Source organism: Streptomyces lavendulae subsp. lavendulae, from assembly GCF_002803845.1.
Lineage (GTDB): Bacteria > Actinomycetota > Actinomycetes > Streptomycetales > Streptomycetaceae > Streptomyces > Streptomyces lavendulae.
On the sequence record NZ_CP024985.1, the window covers coordinates 3,696,519 to 3,712,960 of the forward strand.

At 68.5% G+C, this 16,442-nt stretch carries 11 protein-coding genes; 5 read left to right on the plus strand and 6 right to left on the minus strand.

Annotation, left to right across the window (positions count from 1 at the left end; all coding sequences use genetic code 11):
- The first annotated feature begins 26 nt into the window (after positions 1-26).
- From SLAV_RS15825 to SLAV_RS15845, 5 genes are all read left to right on the plus strand, one after another.
- Positions 27-734 carry a Crp/Fnr family transcriptional regulator gene (locus SLAV_RS15825; RefSeq protein ID WP_030230616.1) on the plus strand — a complete coding sequence of 236 codons (708 nt, stop codon included), beginning with the start codon at positions 27-29 and terminating at the stop codon, positions 732-734.
- 109 nt (positions 735-843) lie between these two features.
- Entirely contained in the window at positions 844-1,617 is a 774-nt protein-coding gene (locus SLAV_RS15830) for a hypothetical protein (protein WP_030230614.1), read from the plus strand.
- Positions 1,614-3,743 carry a hypothetical protein gene (locus SLAV_RS43150; protein WP_030230611.1) on the plus strand — a complete coding sequence of 710 codons (2,130 nt, stop codon included), beginning with the start codon at positions 1,614-1,616 and terminating at the stop codon, positions 3,741-3,743. The genes SLAV_RS15830 and SLAV_RS43150 overlap by 4 nt, the downstream gene beginning before the upstream one ends.
- A gap of 15 nt (positions 3,744-3,758) precedes the next feature.
- A complete protein-coding gene (locus SLAV_RS15840) occupies positions 3,759-4,790 on the plus strand; it encodes an SPFH domain-containing protein (RefSeq protein WP_051841004.1) in 1,032 nt (343 codons plus the stop codon).
- A 2-nt stretch (positions 4,791-4,792) separates the two neighbouring features.
- Positions 4,793-5,722, plus strand: coding sequence for a M48 family metalloprotease (locus SLAV_RS15845; RefSeq protein WP_037687484.1), 930 nt, complete (start codon positions 4,793-4,795; stop codon positions 5,720-5,722).
- Between the two features lie 75 nt (positions 5,723-5,797).
- Here SLAV_RS15845 and SLAV_RS15850 read toward each other — a convergent pair whose 3' ends face one another.
- The 6 genes from SLAV_RS15850 to SLAV_RS15880 form a co-directional block, all read right to left on the minus strand.
- Positions 5,798-9,697 (minus strand): DNA-directed RNA polymerase subunit beta', encoded by a 3,900-nt coding sequence (locus tag SLAV_RS15850; RefSeq protein WP_030230602.1) that lies wholly within the window; start codon positions 9,695-9,697, stop codon positions 5,798-5,800.
- A gap of 97 nt (positions 9,698-9,794) precedes the next feature.
- Positions 9,795-13,277 carry a DNA-directed RNA polymerase subunit beta gene (gene rpoB / locus SLAV_RS15855; RefSeq protein ID WP_030230599.1) on the minus strand — a complete coding sequence of 1,161 codons (3,483 nt, stop codon included), beginning with the start codon at positions 13,275-13,277 and terminating at the stop codon, positions 9,795-9,797.
- 563 nt (positions 13,278-13,840) lie between these two features.
- On the minus strand, positions 13,841-14,227 hold the full coding sequence (gene rplL / locus SLAV_RS15865) for a 50S ribosomal protein L7/L12 (protein ID WP_030230596.1): 387 nt from the start codon (positions 14,225-14,227) through the stop codon (positions 13,841-13,843).
- Between the two features lie 110 nt (positions 14,228-14,337).
- Positions 14,338-14,868, minus strand: a complete 531-nt coding sequence (gene rplJ / locus SLAV_RS15870) for a 50S ribosomal protein L10 (protein WP_030230593.1) — start codon at positions 14,866-14,868, stop codon at positions 14,338-14,340.
- A gap of 250 nt (positions 14,869-15,118) precedes the next feature.
- On the minus strand, positions 15,119-15,952 hold the full coding sequence (locus SLAV_RS15875; RefSeq protein ID WP_158740686.1) for an SCO4651 family lipoprotein: 834 nt from the start codon (positions 15,950-15,952) through the stop codon (positions 15,119-15,121).
- 128 nt (positions 15,953-16,080) lie between these two features.
- Positions 16,081-16,380 (minus strand): hypothetical protein, encoded by a 300-nt coding sequence (locus tag SLAV_RS15880; RefSeq protein ID WP_158740684.1) that lies wholly within the window; start codon positions 16,378-16,380, stop codon positions 16,081-16,083.
- Positions 16,381-16,442: the final 62 nt, after the last annotated feature.

A 16,442-nucleotide genomic window follows, 5' to 3' on the forward strand; every position in this document is an offset into this window, starting at 1 on the left:
ACGGCCCGCGATGGATCGGGGGCCACATGGATCCGGCATACCTCCCGGGCGACGGAGGACTGGACGACCGCGTCCCGTTCCTGGCCCGCCTGGAGAACGAGGACGCCACGGCGTTACGGGCACTGGGGCGCGAGCTGTACTTCGAGCCGCGCACCCCGCTGATCCAGCAGGACGAGCCGTCGACGCACGTCCTGCTCATCCTCACCGGCTGGACCAAGGTCACCGCCTCGGCCGCGACGGGCTACCAGGCCCTGCTGGCGTTGCGCGGCCCGGGCGACATCGTCGGTGAATCGGCCGCCGTCACGGGCCGCCCGCGATCGGCCACCGTCACGGCGCTGGAGCGGGTCCGGGCCGTGGCCATCGACCACCGCGCGTTCCGCGAGTTCCTGGTCCGCTGCCCCTCCGCCGCCTTCACCCTGATCGGGCTGACCGCCGACCGCACCCGGGCGGCTGACCGGCGCCAGCTGGCGCACGCCTCCATGAGCGTGCGGGAACGTCTGGCGACCCTGCTGCTCGATCTCGTCCGTACGCACGGCCGGACCACGGCCGATGGGGTGGAAATCACCGTGCCACTGACCAAGCAGGAGCTGGCCGGGGCCGTCGGAGCCTCGCGCGAGATGGTCCAACGGCAGCTCAAGGACTTCCGCGACCGGGGCGTCGTCGCCACCGGACGCCGCACGGTGGTGATCGTCCGACCGGACGTCCTGCGGCGGATCGGCCGCCTGGACGCCTGAACGGTCAGTGCACACCGTCACAGTCGCAGTGCGCCTTCTGCCCTCACGCAGTGCCCCGCCCCGCCCTCAACCTGGTGCGGCACCGGCACTCGACCCGTGAGAGGCAGACATGACGCACCCGCTCAACCGCACACTGCTCCTGCTCGACATCGAGAAGTTCAGCGACCGCGACGACGTGGAACAGGCCTACCTGCGCCGCATGCTCTACGACGTCGTCGAACGAGTCCTGCAGTCGGCCGGCATCGACCAGACACTCCACCTGCGCGCCGACCGGGGCGACGGGGTACTGGTGATGATCGACGCGAACGCCCCGCTGCCGCTCCTGCTCCGCGTCCTGCTCACCGAGGCCCCGGCCCAGCTGAGGGAGGTCAACCGGATGGCTTCGAGTGCGGCCCAGATCAGGCTTCGCGCGGTGGTGGCCACCGGCTTCGTCAGCGTCGACGCCGTGGACGGCTGGGTCGGCTCCGACCTCAACCACGCGTGCCGCCTCCTGGACGCCGACGTCCTGCGGGCCGCGCTGCGCCGGAGGAGCTCGGACATCGCTCTGTGCGTGTCCGAATCCGTGCACGCGGGGATCGTGCGCCACGATCACACGGGCATCCCGGCCGACGCGTTCCACCCGGTCACGGTGGAGAGCAAGAACGGTCCGCTGAAGGCCTGGCTCCACGGCCCGGTGCCCACGGCGGCCGATAGCGCTCCGACCGCGCGGGACGCCGCACCCGCACAGCAGCAGGGCCGGGCTCCGGCGGAGGGCGGCGGCGCGGTCGAGTTCCACGGCACGAACAGCGGGGTGGTCACGGGCCGGATCGACGGACCGATGATCCAGGGCGGGGTGATCAACGGCGGCGTCACCTTCAACGGGGCCCAGGGTGAGCGCCGATGACCGCTCCCGCCCCGGCCGAGCCGACCGACCCCAAGGCGGACGGGGGCCAGTCGGCCACGCCCGGTGACGCGGACGACACCGGTCAGGGCACCGACGAGAAGAGCGCCCAGCGGGAGGAAGCCCCTCCGCAACGGGCCTGGGACACCCTGCGTGACATCGACCGGCACGCCCCGGCCTCCGCCCGGTTCACCGGGCGGAACAACGGCGTCGTCGCAGGTGAGATCAACGGAAACGTCACCAGGACCGAGCACCACTACTACGGCGCCTCGGGCCCCACCCGGACCTCCGGAGAGGTTCCGGCCGCGGAACTGGACCGGCTGGCCCTCACCTTCGTGTCCGACGGCACCCCCTTCGAGGAGCTCCTGGAGCGGCTCCGCGAAGAGCGGGTCCTGGTGCTGACCGGCGTCCCCTTCACCGGGCGCCGCACCGCCGCTCTGATGCTGCTGCGACGGGCGGGGGCGAGCCCGGTGCACGCGATCGACCGTGAGACGCCACCGAGCGCACTGCTCCAACAGCTCACGAAGGGCGAAGCCCCCGGTCACGTGCTGTGTGACCTGGTGACCTCGCGCGACGAGCCGCTGCGCGAGACACACCTGCTGTCGCTCCGGGACCACCTCCTGAAGCACGGCGGCCACCTCGTGATCACCACGGGTCTGCGGCCGTGGATCGAGGACGACGTCCGCACCCGGATGTGGGAGGCGCCGCGTACCGATGTCCTGCTGCGGTCCCGCCTGGAGCGCCGGACCGGCGAGGCCACTGCCCGCAGGCTGCTGGAGCTGGCCGAGGTACGGGAGTTCCTGCCCCGCGCCCACCAGCCGCGTGAGGTGGTCGCGTACGCCGCCGAGCTGATGCGCCTCGCCTCGGGAGAAATCGGCGAGGAAGCACTCCGTGACACCTCGGCCGAATTGCTGAACGAACAAGTGCGCGAGTGGTTCGAGGCGGATGAGGACACGCTCCACCTGCGGGAGAAGGCCTTCCTCATCGCTCTCGCCGCATTCGACGCCGGCCCGTACGCCCTCACCGCCGAACTCAGCGACCTGCTGTTCCAGGAGCTCCAGGCGACCGCCAACTCCGACCTGCCCAAGGCCGTCCCCGTGTTCGGCACCCACATCGCCCACCGGCTGAGGACGGCCCGCGCACGGCCCTACCCCGCCCGGGAGATGACCGAGTGGGGTCCCGTGGAGCAGCTCATGGCCGAGTTCCTGGACAGCCGCACCGCCTTCGTCCTGCTCCGCGAGGTGTGGACGGGGCACCCTTCGGCCCGTCCCGCCCTGGTCTCCTGGCTCGGGGAGCTCATCGTCGACGGCCGGCCCTTCGTCCGTACCCGGGCCGCGGCAACCGTGGGGGCGCTCGCCTTCACCGACCTGCCGTCCGCGATGGCCCTGGTCATCGAGCCCTGGGCGGTGTCCCGCAATCCCCTGCAGCGGGTCGGCGCGGTCAGCTCGCTGGCCCTGGCGCACCGGGTGGGGGCTCCGAACATCCTGCGGATCGCCGACGACTGGACGGCCGACAGCGACCCGCGACTCTCCTGGGTGGGCATCCGCGTCCAGGGCCTGCTGGGGGCCGAACGCCCCCGGGAGGCGCTCGCCGCCCTTCGGGTACAGGCGCGCAAGCAGTACGACCCCGAGAAACCCGGCCCACTGGAGAGCGAGCTCGCCCAGTCCGTCGAACTGCTGCTGCTCTCCCCCGAGACCGAGGACGTCCTCTCCGAGGTCCTGCGGACACTGGACGACCACCGTTCGGTGTTCCGGATCTCGGTCTCCGGGTTCCTGGGGGCCTGCCGGCACACCGAGGAAGAGTCAGGCCTCCCGCTCGTCCTCCGGACGTACCGGCAGGCCCGCCTCGACAGCACACCCGCGGCCCACGGGATCCCCAGGCTGTGGAGGGCCGCTCTGGACGACCCCTCGTTCACCACGGAGGCACTGGACGTCCTCCGTGGCTGGGTCCTCGCCGCCGACCGGGACGAGGACACGTCCTGGGCCCTCGCGGACCTGCTGCCGAAGCTGGTCGACGGCGCGACCGCCGCACACCGCATCGGGCACCTGCTGCACACGGTGCGCGGCGATGACGGCGGCCCGCGCCCGGCAGCGGCCGACGACCTCCTCACAGCCCTGCACCGGGCCTGACCCCAAGGAGTCCCCATGTCCCCGGCACACTTCGACTGGTTACAGGCGGCCGACCGGCACACAGAGCTGGTGGACCCGGTCATCAGCGTCCGCCAGCTCTCCCGGTGGGACCTGCGCCGAAAGCACCACACCCGCTTCGACCACTGTCTGGTCTACGCGACGCACCAGGGCGAGTACGTGGAGTTCCGCCCACCCGTGCGCCCCAGAGCAACCGCTCGGTACAGCGCCGTGTACGAGGTGGACCTGGGCGTCCACCTGGTCCGCAGGGAGCTGACGCTGCCCAGCTCGAACGACGCCCTGGAGTTCCAGGCCGAGGTCGAATTCCGCTGGCGGGTGGAAGACCCGGTCGGGTTCGTCCGCAGCGGGCGGCGCGACGTGCCGCGCCTGCTGCGCAACGAACTCGAAGAGCGCGCACGGGGCCTCGTACGGCTCCACCCCGTCACCGACAGCGCCGCCGCCGAGGCCGAGCTCCTGGCCGCCGCTGTGGGCTGGCCCCGGCTGGGGGCCGAGGCGGGCCTGGACACTGCCTGGACCCTGCGCCTGCGCCGCAACCAGCAGGCGATCGAACACCAGGTCCGCCTGCAGGAGATCACACAGGACGCTGAGGCGAAGATCCTCGATGCCGTGCTCGGGAAGGACGTGGACGCCGCGGCCGAGCAGCGCGAGGCCGCTCTCCTCAGGCTCCAGGCCGAGAAGGTCGGCCTGTACGAGGACTACCTGGAACAGGGCGGGACCCGAGCCTCGGCCTGGTACCTGAGCCGGCACCCCGAGGCGGGGCAGGAGGTCATGGCCAACCTGCGGGAGGACCAGCGGCAGCTGGTCGAGAAGCAGCTGGAACTGGTCACGAAGCTGTTCGACTCGGCGGAGGCCGAGACCCACGAGCTGGCAGAACCCCGCAGGCACGCAGTCCGCGCACTGACCGAGGTCCTCACCCAGCGGTTCCCGGGCACCTCCACCGACACCGGTCACGCGGCAGCCGAGGGACCGCCCGCCAAGGACCTGCCGCCCGGCTACGGACGGACACCCGTCGACCCGGCCAAGGGGTGACCGTGGGCGAGGATTCCGAGCACCACGACGACCTCGACTACCGGCACGCTCCCGGCACCCGGGTCCACTACCGGGCCCGGACCCGCGCCACCGATCTCGCGGCTGTCGGCCGCCTCGCTCTCCAGCTGCCCGGCGCCCTGTTCGGGCTGCTCCTCGTCGGTCTGGTGGCCCGCGTGCTGCAATCCGCCACCGGGATCCCCTACGGGGTGCCCGTCGGGTTGTGGTTGGCGGCCGGAGCGCTCGCCTTCCACCCGCCCACCGAAGCCCTGCTCGCCCGGTACCTGCTGAGGCTCGGACGCCCCCTGCCGCACGAGCTCGCCGTGCTGGCACCCGTGTGGCGCGAGGTGACGGCCCGCGCCGGTGTGGACGGCAGCCGCTACCAGTTCTGGATCGAGGAGGGCGAGGAGCTGACGGCCTCGGGCGCCGGCGGCCACCTCGTCATCGTCACCAGGCGGGCACTGGAGACACTGCCGACGTCACAGCTGGCGGCGGTCCTCGCCCACGAGCTCGGACACCATACGGCGGGGCACGCCTGGGCACAGTTGCTCGGCTGGTGGTACGCCCTGCCCGGCAGGCTCGCCCGATGGGCCCTGGCTGCGGCCGCCCGTTCGGGCCGGCGGCGGATCAGGGACGTGCCGCCGTTCGCCGTCGTCCTGTCAGGCGCGCTCGTCGCCCTGGCCGGCTACCGGGCCCTGTTCGTCACCTTCGGCCTGCCCCTGCTCCTGCTGGCACTGCCCTTCCTGATCGCGGCCGTCAGCCGGCGCACCGAACTGCGGGCGGACCGGCACGCCGCAGCGCTGGGCTTCGGCCCCCCGCTCGCCCAGGTCCTCACGGCAGAGCCCGAGGAGGACGGGCCTGGCCTCCTGCGGCGCCTGCTCTCCTCCCACCCCGACCACCGCACCCGCCTCCACCACCTCCAGCGGCACCTCTGAGGCGGGCGCCCCGGGAACGCCGCAGGGCGGCCACCCTTTCGGGTGACCGCCCTGCGGTTACTGCTCTGCTGCGACTCAGCCGTTGTACGGGCCGTAGTCGTAGTCCTCCAGCGGGACAGCCTGGCCGGAGCCGGTGCCGAAGGGCGAGTAGTCGATGTCGTCGTAGCCGACGGCCGAGTACATCGCGGCCTTGGCCTCTTCGGTGGGCTCGACCCGGATGTTGCGGTAGCGGGACAGACCCGTACCGGCCGGGATGAGCTTACCGATGATGACGTTCTCCTTGAGGCCGATGAGGCTGTCGGACTTGGCGTTGATCGCCGCATCCGTCAGGACTCGGGTCGTCTCCTGGAAGGAGGCGGCCGACAGCCAGGATTCCGTCGCCAGCGAGGCCTTGGTGATACCCATCAGCTGCGGACGGCCGGAGGCGGGGTGACCGCCCTCGGTGACCACGCGACGGTTCTCGGTCTCGAACTTCGAGCGCTCGACGAGCTCGCCCGGCAGGAGCTCCGCGTCGCCGGACTCGATGATCGTCACGCGGCGCAGCATCTGCCGGATGATGATCTCGATGTGCTTGTCGTGGATCGACACGCCCTGCGAGTTGTAGACCTTCTGGACTTCGCCGACCAGGTGGACCTGGACGGCACGCTGGCCGAGGATGCGCAGCACGTCGTGCGGGTTGGTGGCACCCATGGTGAGCTTCTGGCCCACCTCGACGTGGTCGCCCTCGTGCACGATGACCTTGGCGCGCTTGGAGATCGGGAAGGCCGTCTCCTCGCTGCCGTCGTCGGGCGTGATGACGATCTTCTTCGTCTTCTCGGTCTCCTCGATCCGCACGCGGCCGGCGGCCTCGGAGATCGGGGCGACACCCTTCGGGGTACGGGCCTCGAAGAGCTCGACGACACGCGGCAGACCCTGCGTGATGTCGTCACCGGCCACACCACCGGTGTGGAAGGTACGCATCGTCAGCTGGGTACCGGGCTCACCGATGGACTGGGCGGCGATGATGCCGACCGCCTCACCGATGTCGACCAGCTTGCCGGTGGCCAGCGAGCGGCCGTAGCAGAAGGCACAGGTGCCGACCGCGGACTCGCAGGTCAGGACCGAGCGGGTCTTGACCTCCTCGACGCCGTTCGCGATGAGGGCGTCGATGAGCACGTCGCCGAGGTCCACGTTCGCCGGCGCGATGACCTTGCCGTCGATGACGACGTCCTCGGCCAGCATGCGGGCGTACACGGAGGTCTCGACGTCGTCCGCCTTGCGGAGGACACCCGCCTCGTCCTTGACACCGATCTTGAGCTTGAGGCCGCGCTCGGTGCCGCAGTCCTCCTCGCGGATGATGACGTCCTGCGAGACGTCCACCAGACGACGGGTGAGGTAACCCGAGTCGGCGGTACGCAGGGCGGTGTCCGCCAGACCCTTACGGGCACCGTGCGTGGAGATGAAGTACTCCAGAACGGTGAGGCCCTCACGGAAGGACGCCTTGATCGGACGCGGGATGGTCTCGTTCTTCGCGTTCGACACCAGACCACGCATACCGGCGATCTGTCGCATCTGCATCATGTTTCCTCGGGCACCCGAGTCAACCATCATGAAGATGGGGTTCGTCTTGGGGAAGTTCGCGTTCATCGCCTCGGCGACCTCGTTGGTCGCCTGCGTCCAGATCTGGATGAGCTCCTGGGTGCGCTCTTCCTTGGTGATCAGACCGCGCTCGTACTGCTTCTGGACCTTCTCGTCCTTGGCCTCGTAGCCCGCGACGATTTCCTTCTTCGCCTCGGGAACCACGACGTCGGAGATGGCCACGGTGACGCCCGAACGGGTCGCCCAGTGGAAGCCGGCCGCCTTCAGGTTGTCGAGCGTCGCCGCCACGATGACCTTGGGGTAGCGCTCCGCCAGGTCGTTGACGATCTCGGAGAGCTGCTTCTTGCCCACCGAGTAGTCGACGAACGGGTAGTCCTCGGGCAGCAGCTCGTTGAAGAGCGCACGGCCCAGGGTCGTCTTCAGACGGAAGCTGTCGCCCGGCTGGAACTCCTGCTCGCCCTCTTCGGCGACCGGCGCCACCCAGCCGCGCGGCGGGATGGTGCCCACCGGGAAGCGGATGTCGACGGACGACTGCAGCGCGAGCTCGCCGGCGTCGAAAGCCATGATCGCCTCGGCGGTGGAGCCGAACGCACGGCCCTCGCCCTTGACGTCACGGAGCTCACCGTCGGTGGTCAGGAAGAACAGACCCAGGACCATGTCCTGCGTCGGCATCGTGACCGGACGGCCGTCGGCCGGCTTGAGGATGTTGTTCGAGGACAGCATCAGGATGCGGGCCTCGGCCTGCGCCTCCGCGGAGAGCGGCAGGTGCACGGCCATCTGGTCACCGTCGAAGTCCGCGTTGAACGCGGTGCAGACGAGCGGGTGGATCTGGATGGCCTTGCCTTCGACCAGCTGGGGCTCGAAGGCCTGGATGCCGAGGCGGTGCAGCGTGGGCGCACGGTTCAGGAGGACCGGGTGCTCGGCGATGACCTCTTCGAGGACGTCGTAGACGACCGTGCGGCCGCGCTCGACCATCCGCTTGGCGCTCTTGATGTTCTGCGCGTGGTTCAGGTCGACCAGGCGCTTCATCACGAACGGCTTGAAGAGCTCCAGCGCCATGGCCTTGGGCAGACCGCACTGGTGCAGCTTCAGCTGCGGACCGACGACGATCACGGAACGCGCGGAGTAGTCCACACGCTTGCCGAGAAGGTTCTGACGGAATCGACCCTGCTTGCCCTTCAGCATGTCGCTGAGGGACTTCAGCGGACGGTTGCCGGGGCCCGTCACCGGGCGACCACGACGGCCGTTGTCGAAGAGGGCGTCGACCGCCTCCTGGAGCATGCGCTTCTCGTTGTTCACGATGATCTCGGGGGCACCGAGGTCGAGAAGGCGCTTCAGGCGGTTGTTGCGGTTGATCACACGGCGGTACAGGTCGTTCAGGTCGGAGGTCGCGAAGCGGCCACCGTCCAGCTGCACCATCGGACGCAGGTCCGGCGGGATCACCGGGACGCAGTCCAGGACCATGCCCTTGGGGCTGTTGCTGGTCTGCAGGAACGCGGAGACGACCTTGAGGCGCTTGAGCGCACGGGTCTTCTTCTGGCCCTTGCCGGTACGGATGATCTCGCGGAGGCGCTCGGCCTCCTCCTCCAGGTCGAAGGACTCCAGGCGCTTCTGCAGCGCCGCGGCACCCATCGAACCGTCGAAGTACGTACCGAAGCGGTCGCGCAGCTCGCGGTAGAGCAGCTCGTCGCCCTCAAGGTCCTGGACCTTGAGGTTCTTGAAGCGGTTCCACACCTCGTCGAGGCGGTCGATCTCGCGCTGGGCGCGGTCACGGAGCTGCTTCATCTCGCGCTCGGCACCCTCGCGCACCTTGCGGCGCACGTCGGCCTTCGCACCCTCGGCCTCAAGCTCGGCCAGGTCGGTCTCAAGCTTCTTGGCACGGCCTTCGAGGTCCGCGTCACGGCGGTTCTCGATCTGCTGGCGCTCGACGGAGACGTGGGCCTCCAGCGACGGCAGGTCGCGCTGACGGCGCTCGTCGTCGACGAACGTGATCATGTACGCGGCGAAGTAGATGACCTTTTCGAGGTCCTTCGGCGCGAGGTCCAGCAGGTAGCCCAGGCGCGACGGGACGCCCTTGAAGTACCAGATGTGGGTGACGGGAGCGGCAAGCTCGATGTGGCCCATCCGCTCACGGCGCACCTTGGCGCGCGTGACCTCGACGCCACAACGCTCACAGATGATGCCCTTGAAGCGGACACGCTTGTACTTGCCGCAGTAGCACTCCCAGTCCCGGGTAGGACCGAAGATCTTCTCGCAGAAGAGTCCGTCCTTCTCGGGCTTGAGGGTGCGGTAGTTGATGGTCTCCGGCTTCTTGACCTCGCCGTGCGACCAGGTTCGGATGTCGTCCGCGGTGGCAAGGCCGATCCGCAGCTCGTCGAAGAAGTTGACGTCGAGCACTGTGCGTCAATCCCTCTTTCGGGGTCGAGTCTCAATCATGGTCTGAACGGTCCCGGGGATGACGGGGGGCTCTTGAGCGAGCCCCCCGTCAGGCCCGTCAGACCTCTTCGACGCTGCTCGGCTCGCGCCGGGACAGGTCGATACCGAGCTCCTCCGCCGCGCGGAAGACGTCCTCGTCGGTGTCGCGCATCTCGATGGACATGCCGTCCGAGGACAGCACCTCCACGTTGAGGCAGAGCGACTGCATTTCCTTGATGAGCACCTTGAAGGACTCGGGAATGCCCGGCTCGGGGATGTTCTCGCCCTTGACGATGGCCTCGTAGACCTTCACGCGGCCGGTGACGTCATCGGACTTGATGGTCAGCAGCTCCTGGAGGGCGTAAGCGGCGCCATAAGCCTCAAGCGCCCACACCTCCATCTCACCGAAGCGCTGGCCACCGAACTGCGCCTTACCACCCAGCGGCTGCTGCGTGATCATCGAGTAGGGGCCGGTCGAACGTGCGTGGAGCTTGTCGTCGACCAGGTGGTGGAGCTTGAGGATGTACATGTACCCGACCGAGATCGGGTCCGGGAACGGCTCGCCGGAGCGGCCGTCGAACAGACGCGCCTTACCGGTCGGGAGCACCATGCGCTCGCCGTCACGGTTCGGGATGGTGTGCTGGAGCAGGCCGGCCAGCTCGTCCTCGCGGGCACCGTCGAAGACCGGGGTCGCGACGTTGGTACCGGGGGCGACCTGGTCGGCGCCGATCGCCTGGAGGCGCTGCGCCCACTCGTCCGCGAGGCCGGAGACGTCCCAGCCACGGCTGGCGAGCCAGCCGAGGTGGATCTCCAGGACCTGTCCCGGGTTCATTCGGGACGGGACACCCAGCGGGTTCAGGATGATGTCGACCGGCGTGCCGTCCTCAAGGAAGGGCATGTCCTCGATCGGAAGGATCTTGGAGATGACACCCTTGTTGCCGTGGCGGCCGGCGAGCTTGTCACCGTCGGTGATCTTGCGCTTCTGGGCGACGTAGACGCGGACCAGCTGGTTCACGCCCGGAGGAAGCTCGTCGCCCTCCTCGCGGTCGAAGACGCGGACACCGATGACCTTGCCGATCTCACCGTGAGGAACCTTGAGCGAGGTGTCACGCACCTCGCGGGCCTTCTCACCGAAGATCGCGCGGAGCAGGCGCTCCTCCGGGGTCAGCTCGGTCTCGCCCTTGGGCGTGACCTTGCCGACCAGGATGTCGCCGGCGACGACGTCCGCACCGATGCGGATGATGCCGCGCTCGTCGAGGTCCGCGAGGACCTCCTCGGAGACGTTCGGGATGTCCCGGGTGATCTCCTCGGGGCCGAGCTTGGTGTCACGGGCGTCGACCTCGTGCTCCTCGATGTGGATCGAGGAGAGGACGTCGTCCTGCACGAGGCGCTGCGACAGGATGATCGCGTCCTCGTAGTTGTGACCCTCCCACGGCATGAACGCGACGAGCAGGTTCTTGCCGAGGGCCATTTCGCCCTCTTCGGTCGCAGGACCGTCGGCGAGGACCTGGGCCTCGATGATCCGGTCACCCTCGTTGACGATGACCTTCTGGTTGACCGAGGTGCCCTGGTTCGAGCGGGAGAACTTGGCGACGCGGTACGTGGTGTACGTGCCGTCGTCGTTGGCGACGGTGATGTAGTCGGCCGAGACCTCCTGGACGACACCGTCCTTCTCCGCCTTGATCGAGTCACCGGCGTCGACCGCACAGCGGTACTCCATGCCGGTGCCGACGAGCGGGGCCTCCGCCTTGATGAGCGGAACGGCCTGGCGCATCATGTTCGCGCCCATGAGGGCACGGTTGGCGTCGTCGTGCTCCAGGAAGGGGATCATCGCGGTCGCGACGGACACCATCTGGCGCGGGGAGACGTCCATGTAGTCGACGTCGTCGCCGGCGATGTAGTCGATCTCGCCGCCACGACGGCGGACCAGCACGCGGTTCTCGGTGAAGCGCATCTCGTCGTTCAGGCCGGCGTTGGCCTGGGCGATCACGAAGCGGTCTTCCTCGTCCGCGGTCAGGTAGTCGACCTCGTCCGTGACGACACCCTCGACGACCTTGCGGTACGGGGTCTCGACGAAACCGAACGCGTTGACGCGGCCGTAGGAGGCGAGCGAGCCGATCAGACCGATGTTCGGGCCTTCGGGGGTCTCGATCGGGCACATGCGGCCGTAGTGCGACGGGTGCACGTCACGGACCTCGAAGCCTGCCCGCTCACGGGACAGACCACCGGGACCCAGCGCCGAGAGACGACGCTTGTGCGTCAGACCCGACAGCGGGTTGTTCTGGTCCATGAACTGCGACAGCTGGCTGGTGCCGAAGAACTCCTTGATGGAGGCGACGACCGGCCGGATGTTGATCAGGGTCTGCGGCGTGATCGCCTCGACGTCCTGGGTCGTCATCCGCTCGCGGACGACGCGCTCCATACGAGCCAGACCCGTGCGGACCTGGTTCTGGATGAGCTCGCCGACGTTGCGCAGACGACGGTTGCCGAAGTGGTCGATGTCGTCGGTCTCGACGACGATCGAACGGCCCGACTCACCGATGGTCTCGGTCTCGCCCGCGTGGAGCTTCACGAGGTACTTGATCGTCGCGATGATGTCGTCGGTGGTGAGCACACCGGCGTCCAGCGGCTCGTCGGCGCCGAGCTTCTTGTTCACCTTGTAGCGGCCGACCTTGGCGAGGTCGTAGCGCTTCGGGTTGAAGTAGAGGTTCTCAAGCAGCGTCTGAGCGGCCTCGCGGGTCGGCGGTTCGCCCGGGCGCAGCTTGCGGTAGATGTCGAGCAGCGCGTCGTCCTGGCCCTGGGTGTGGTCCTTCTCCAGGGTGGCGCGCATGGACTCGTACTCGCCGAACTCCTCCAGGATCTGCTCGGTGGTCCAGCCGAGAGCCTTGAGGAGGACGGTGACGGACTGCTTGCGCTTGCGGTCGATGCGGACACCGACCATGTCGCGCTTGTCGACCTCCATCTCCAGCCAGGCACCCCGGGACGGGATGATCTTGGCGGAGAAGATGTCCTTGTCGGACGTCTTGTCGATGGAGGAGTCGAAGTAGACACCCGGGGAACGGACGAGCTGCGACACGACGACGCGCTCGGTGCCGTTGATGACGAAGGTGCCCTTGTTGGTCATGAGCGGGAAGTCGCCCATGAAGACCGTCTGAGACTTGATCTCACCGGTCTCGTTGTTCGTGAACTCGGCCGTGACGAAGAGCGGCGCCGCGTACGTGAAGTCGCGCTCCTTGCACTCGTCGACGGAGTTCTTCGCCGGCTCGAAACGGTGGTCGCGGAAGGTCAGCGACATCGACCCGGAGAAGTCCTCGATCGGCGAGATCTCCTCGAAGATCTCTTCCAGACCGGACTTGGTGGGGACGTCCTGTCCACTCTCAAGCGCCGACTCGACGCGGGACTTCCAGGCGGCGTTGCCGAGCAGCCAGTCAAAGCTCTCGGTCTGCAGCGCCAGGAGGTTCGGAACCTCGAGGGGCTCCTTGATCTTTGCAAAGGAGATGCGCAGCGGGGCGGTGCTGGCACCGTTGTTCGTATTGGTCGAGGCGTTGCGCGAGGCGGCCAAGAGGGGGTCCTTCCGAGGGCTCGGACTCACTACGCGCGTACCGGTCCCAGCCGACACAGAAGACAGAGCCTCCCCAGCTGGCCAAAAGACCAGGTCAGGGCGTATCAATCAGGTGTGCTCAAGCGTGGGCATGACCCTGGCGACGGGCAGGGGTCAGCTAACAGGCAGCGCAAAGGGTCAGTGTAGCCACTCGGCTCACTGATGTCCAGACCAGGTTTCCGGAAACCGGCAACAGGCCTTCCTCAACTCGTTCCACCAACACCAACGCTGCGGCGCTCGCACACGGAGCGCGTATCAGTACTGCCCTCTTCGTAGTCGATCCATGCCTCGAATCCGGGATCGACCCGGCCGAGCTGGCGACGGCTCTGAGAATTGCGCGCCGCTGGCCGTTCGTCAAGGCCCCGTGCTCCGAGCGGATCATCCGCGGACCCCGCACCGGGGCAACGATGATCACCCTACTCCCCAACGAGACCAGGGCAAGTCAGGCACTGGGGGTACGCCAAAGGGCGACCACCCTTACGGGTGATCGCCCTTGGAAGGGGCCTCAGAGGGCCCCAGAGGTGTTACTTGACCTCGACGCCAGCGCCAGCGGCCTTGAGGGCCTCGGCGGCCTTGTCAGCGGCCTCCTTGTTGACCTTCTCGAGGACCGGCTTCGGGGTGCCGTCGACGAGGTCCTTGGCCTCCTTCAGACCCAGGGAGGTCAGCTCACGCACGACCTTGATGACCTGGATCTTCTTGTCGCCCGCACCGGTGAGGATGACGTCGAACTCGTCCTTCTCCTCCTCGGCGGCGGCGGCGTCGCCACCACCCTGACCCGGGGCGGCAACGGCGACGGCCGCGGCGGCGGTGACGTCGAACTTCTCCTCGAAGGCCTTCACGAACTCGGAGAGCTCGATGAGGGTCATCTCCTCGAACTGGGCGAGGAGGTCGTCCTGAGAGAGCTTCGCCATGATGGGCGATCCTTCCACTAATTCGGCAGGTGCCGGATGTATTGAGAGGCGGGCGTAACGGCCCGCTACGACCCACGCACTAGGCGGCGTAGATCAGTGCGCGAGCCGAATTACTCGGCACCGCCCTGCTCGGCGAGCTTGACGCGAAGCGCTTCCGCAGTGCGGACGAACTTCGACGGCAGCGCCTGGAAGAGCGAGGCAGCCTGGGACTGCTTGCCCTTGAACGCGCCGGCCAGCTTGCTGAGCAGAACCTCGCGGGACTCAAGGTCCGCAAGCTTCTTGATCTCATCGGCGGTCAGCGCCTTACCGTCAAGGACACCGCCCTTGATGATGAGATTCGGGTTCTCCTTGGCGAAGTCACGAAGACCCTTCGCCGACTCCACCGGGTCACCGGTGATGAAGGCGGCGCCCGTCGGACCGGTGAACTGGTCGTCGAGCGAGGTGATCCCGGCGTTGTTGGCCGCAATCTTGGTCAGCGTGTTCTTCACCACGGCGTACTGGGCGTTCTCACCGAGCGCGCGGCGCAGCGTCTTGAGCTGCGCGACGGTGAGACCCCGGTACTCGGTCAGCACAACGGCGTTCGAGCTGCGGAACTGGTCCTCAAGCTCGGCTACCGCAGCAGCCTTGTCGGGCCTTGCCATAGAGCGTCGGCCTCCTTCCGGGTGATGAGGACCGCTCAGAAGGGGCTGGACAAACAAAACGCCCCGGCGCATGGCGCACGGGGCACGGCTCAACCGAAATGAATTCCGGGAACTTTCCTCGAACACCTGCGCAGGACGTCCGCTCGCAGCGAATCCTTCGGCCACCGCCCTCTTTCGAGCACGGCAACGACCAGCGGTCTTTGGCTTCTCCGGAAGCGTACGCGAAGGCGACCGGACGAGGCAAATCGCCTCAGGAGCCGCCCTGCAGCACCGCGTCGAAGTCGGCGACCTGGTCGGCCGGCGGGGCCGTGACCGGCGCTACCTGGCCGAAGCCGTCGAAGGTGGCCTTGGTGCTGGAGGCGCCCTTGTCGTCGTGGCTCACCGTGACGACGCGCGCCGGGTAGTCGTCCTTGCCGATCCACACGTCCGCCTCCAGCGCCGTGAGGTGCTTCACGGACTCGCGGAGGTACCGGCGGTCCTTCTCCGGCATCACCTTGGTCGACTCGTCGGCCGCCTGGAGGTCCGCACCGGTGAGGAGGGCCCGGTAGTGCCGGGTCCCGGGGGCGTCGGTGGCCGTCGCCGGGACCAGGGCGACCTTGGGCTGGCCCAGGAGCAGGGCGAGGTACTCCGCCGGGTCCTCGTTCATCCGGGGGGCGGGCGCGCCCCCCGCGGCGAGGTCCAGCTTCATCCAGGGCTTGCCGTCGACCGGGGTCTTGAGCTGGGTGTAGACCACGTCGCCGGTCATGACGGAGCGGGACTCGGAGTCGGGTCCCTTGATCGTCAGGTCGTGGGCCGAGGGGTACCAGCCCTTGGTCCCGGTCTGGGTGGTGGTCTTGCCGTCGCGGTCCGTGGCGGAGATCTCGGCCATGGCGAACTTCGCCTTGACCGTCTTGAGCCAGGACGCCTTCACGGCCTCCACGGGGGACGACCCCCGCGTCGGCGCCCCGGGCGCCGCTCCGGCCCCGTCGGCGGCCCCCTTGGCCGCGTCCGTCTTCGTAGCGCCCTCACAGGCCGCGAGGCCGCCCACGAGCAGCGTTGCGCCCGCCAGGACGGCGACGGCCCGTGTCCGGACAGTCCGGTTCATCTGGTCCTCCCCCATGTGTGGATCCCCCTGTCTCCGTAACGGAACCGGGCCCCGGCCCCGGGGAGGGGGCGGGGCCCGGTATCAGGCGTGCGCCGGACGCGGTCAGGCGCCGCCTGTGCCCTTGTTCTTCATCGCCTCGGCCAGGTCCATGACCTGGTCGGCCGGCGGCGCGGTGATCTCGACCGGCAGTCGATGGTCTCCTCGCCGACCTTCTTGAGGTCCTTGGAAGCGCTCAGGCTGTCGGCCGTGTCGGCCGGGTTCTGGCCCTGCTGGGCGGAGCCGAGCGAGTCCAGCTCCTTGGCCTGCTCCGGAGCCAGCGCCTTGAGGTCGAACTTGAGCCACTGGGTGCCGCTGCCCATGTACATGGCACCGTCGACGAGGCGGATCTGCACCTTCTCGCCCGGCTCGTCCGGCGAGTCCATCGTCATTCGCACAGAAACAGGAAAACGGGCCCTTCGCCCCCGGAAGGGGGCGAAGGGCCCGTTCAACC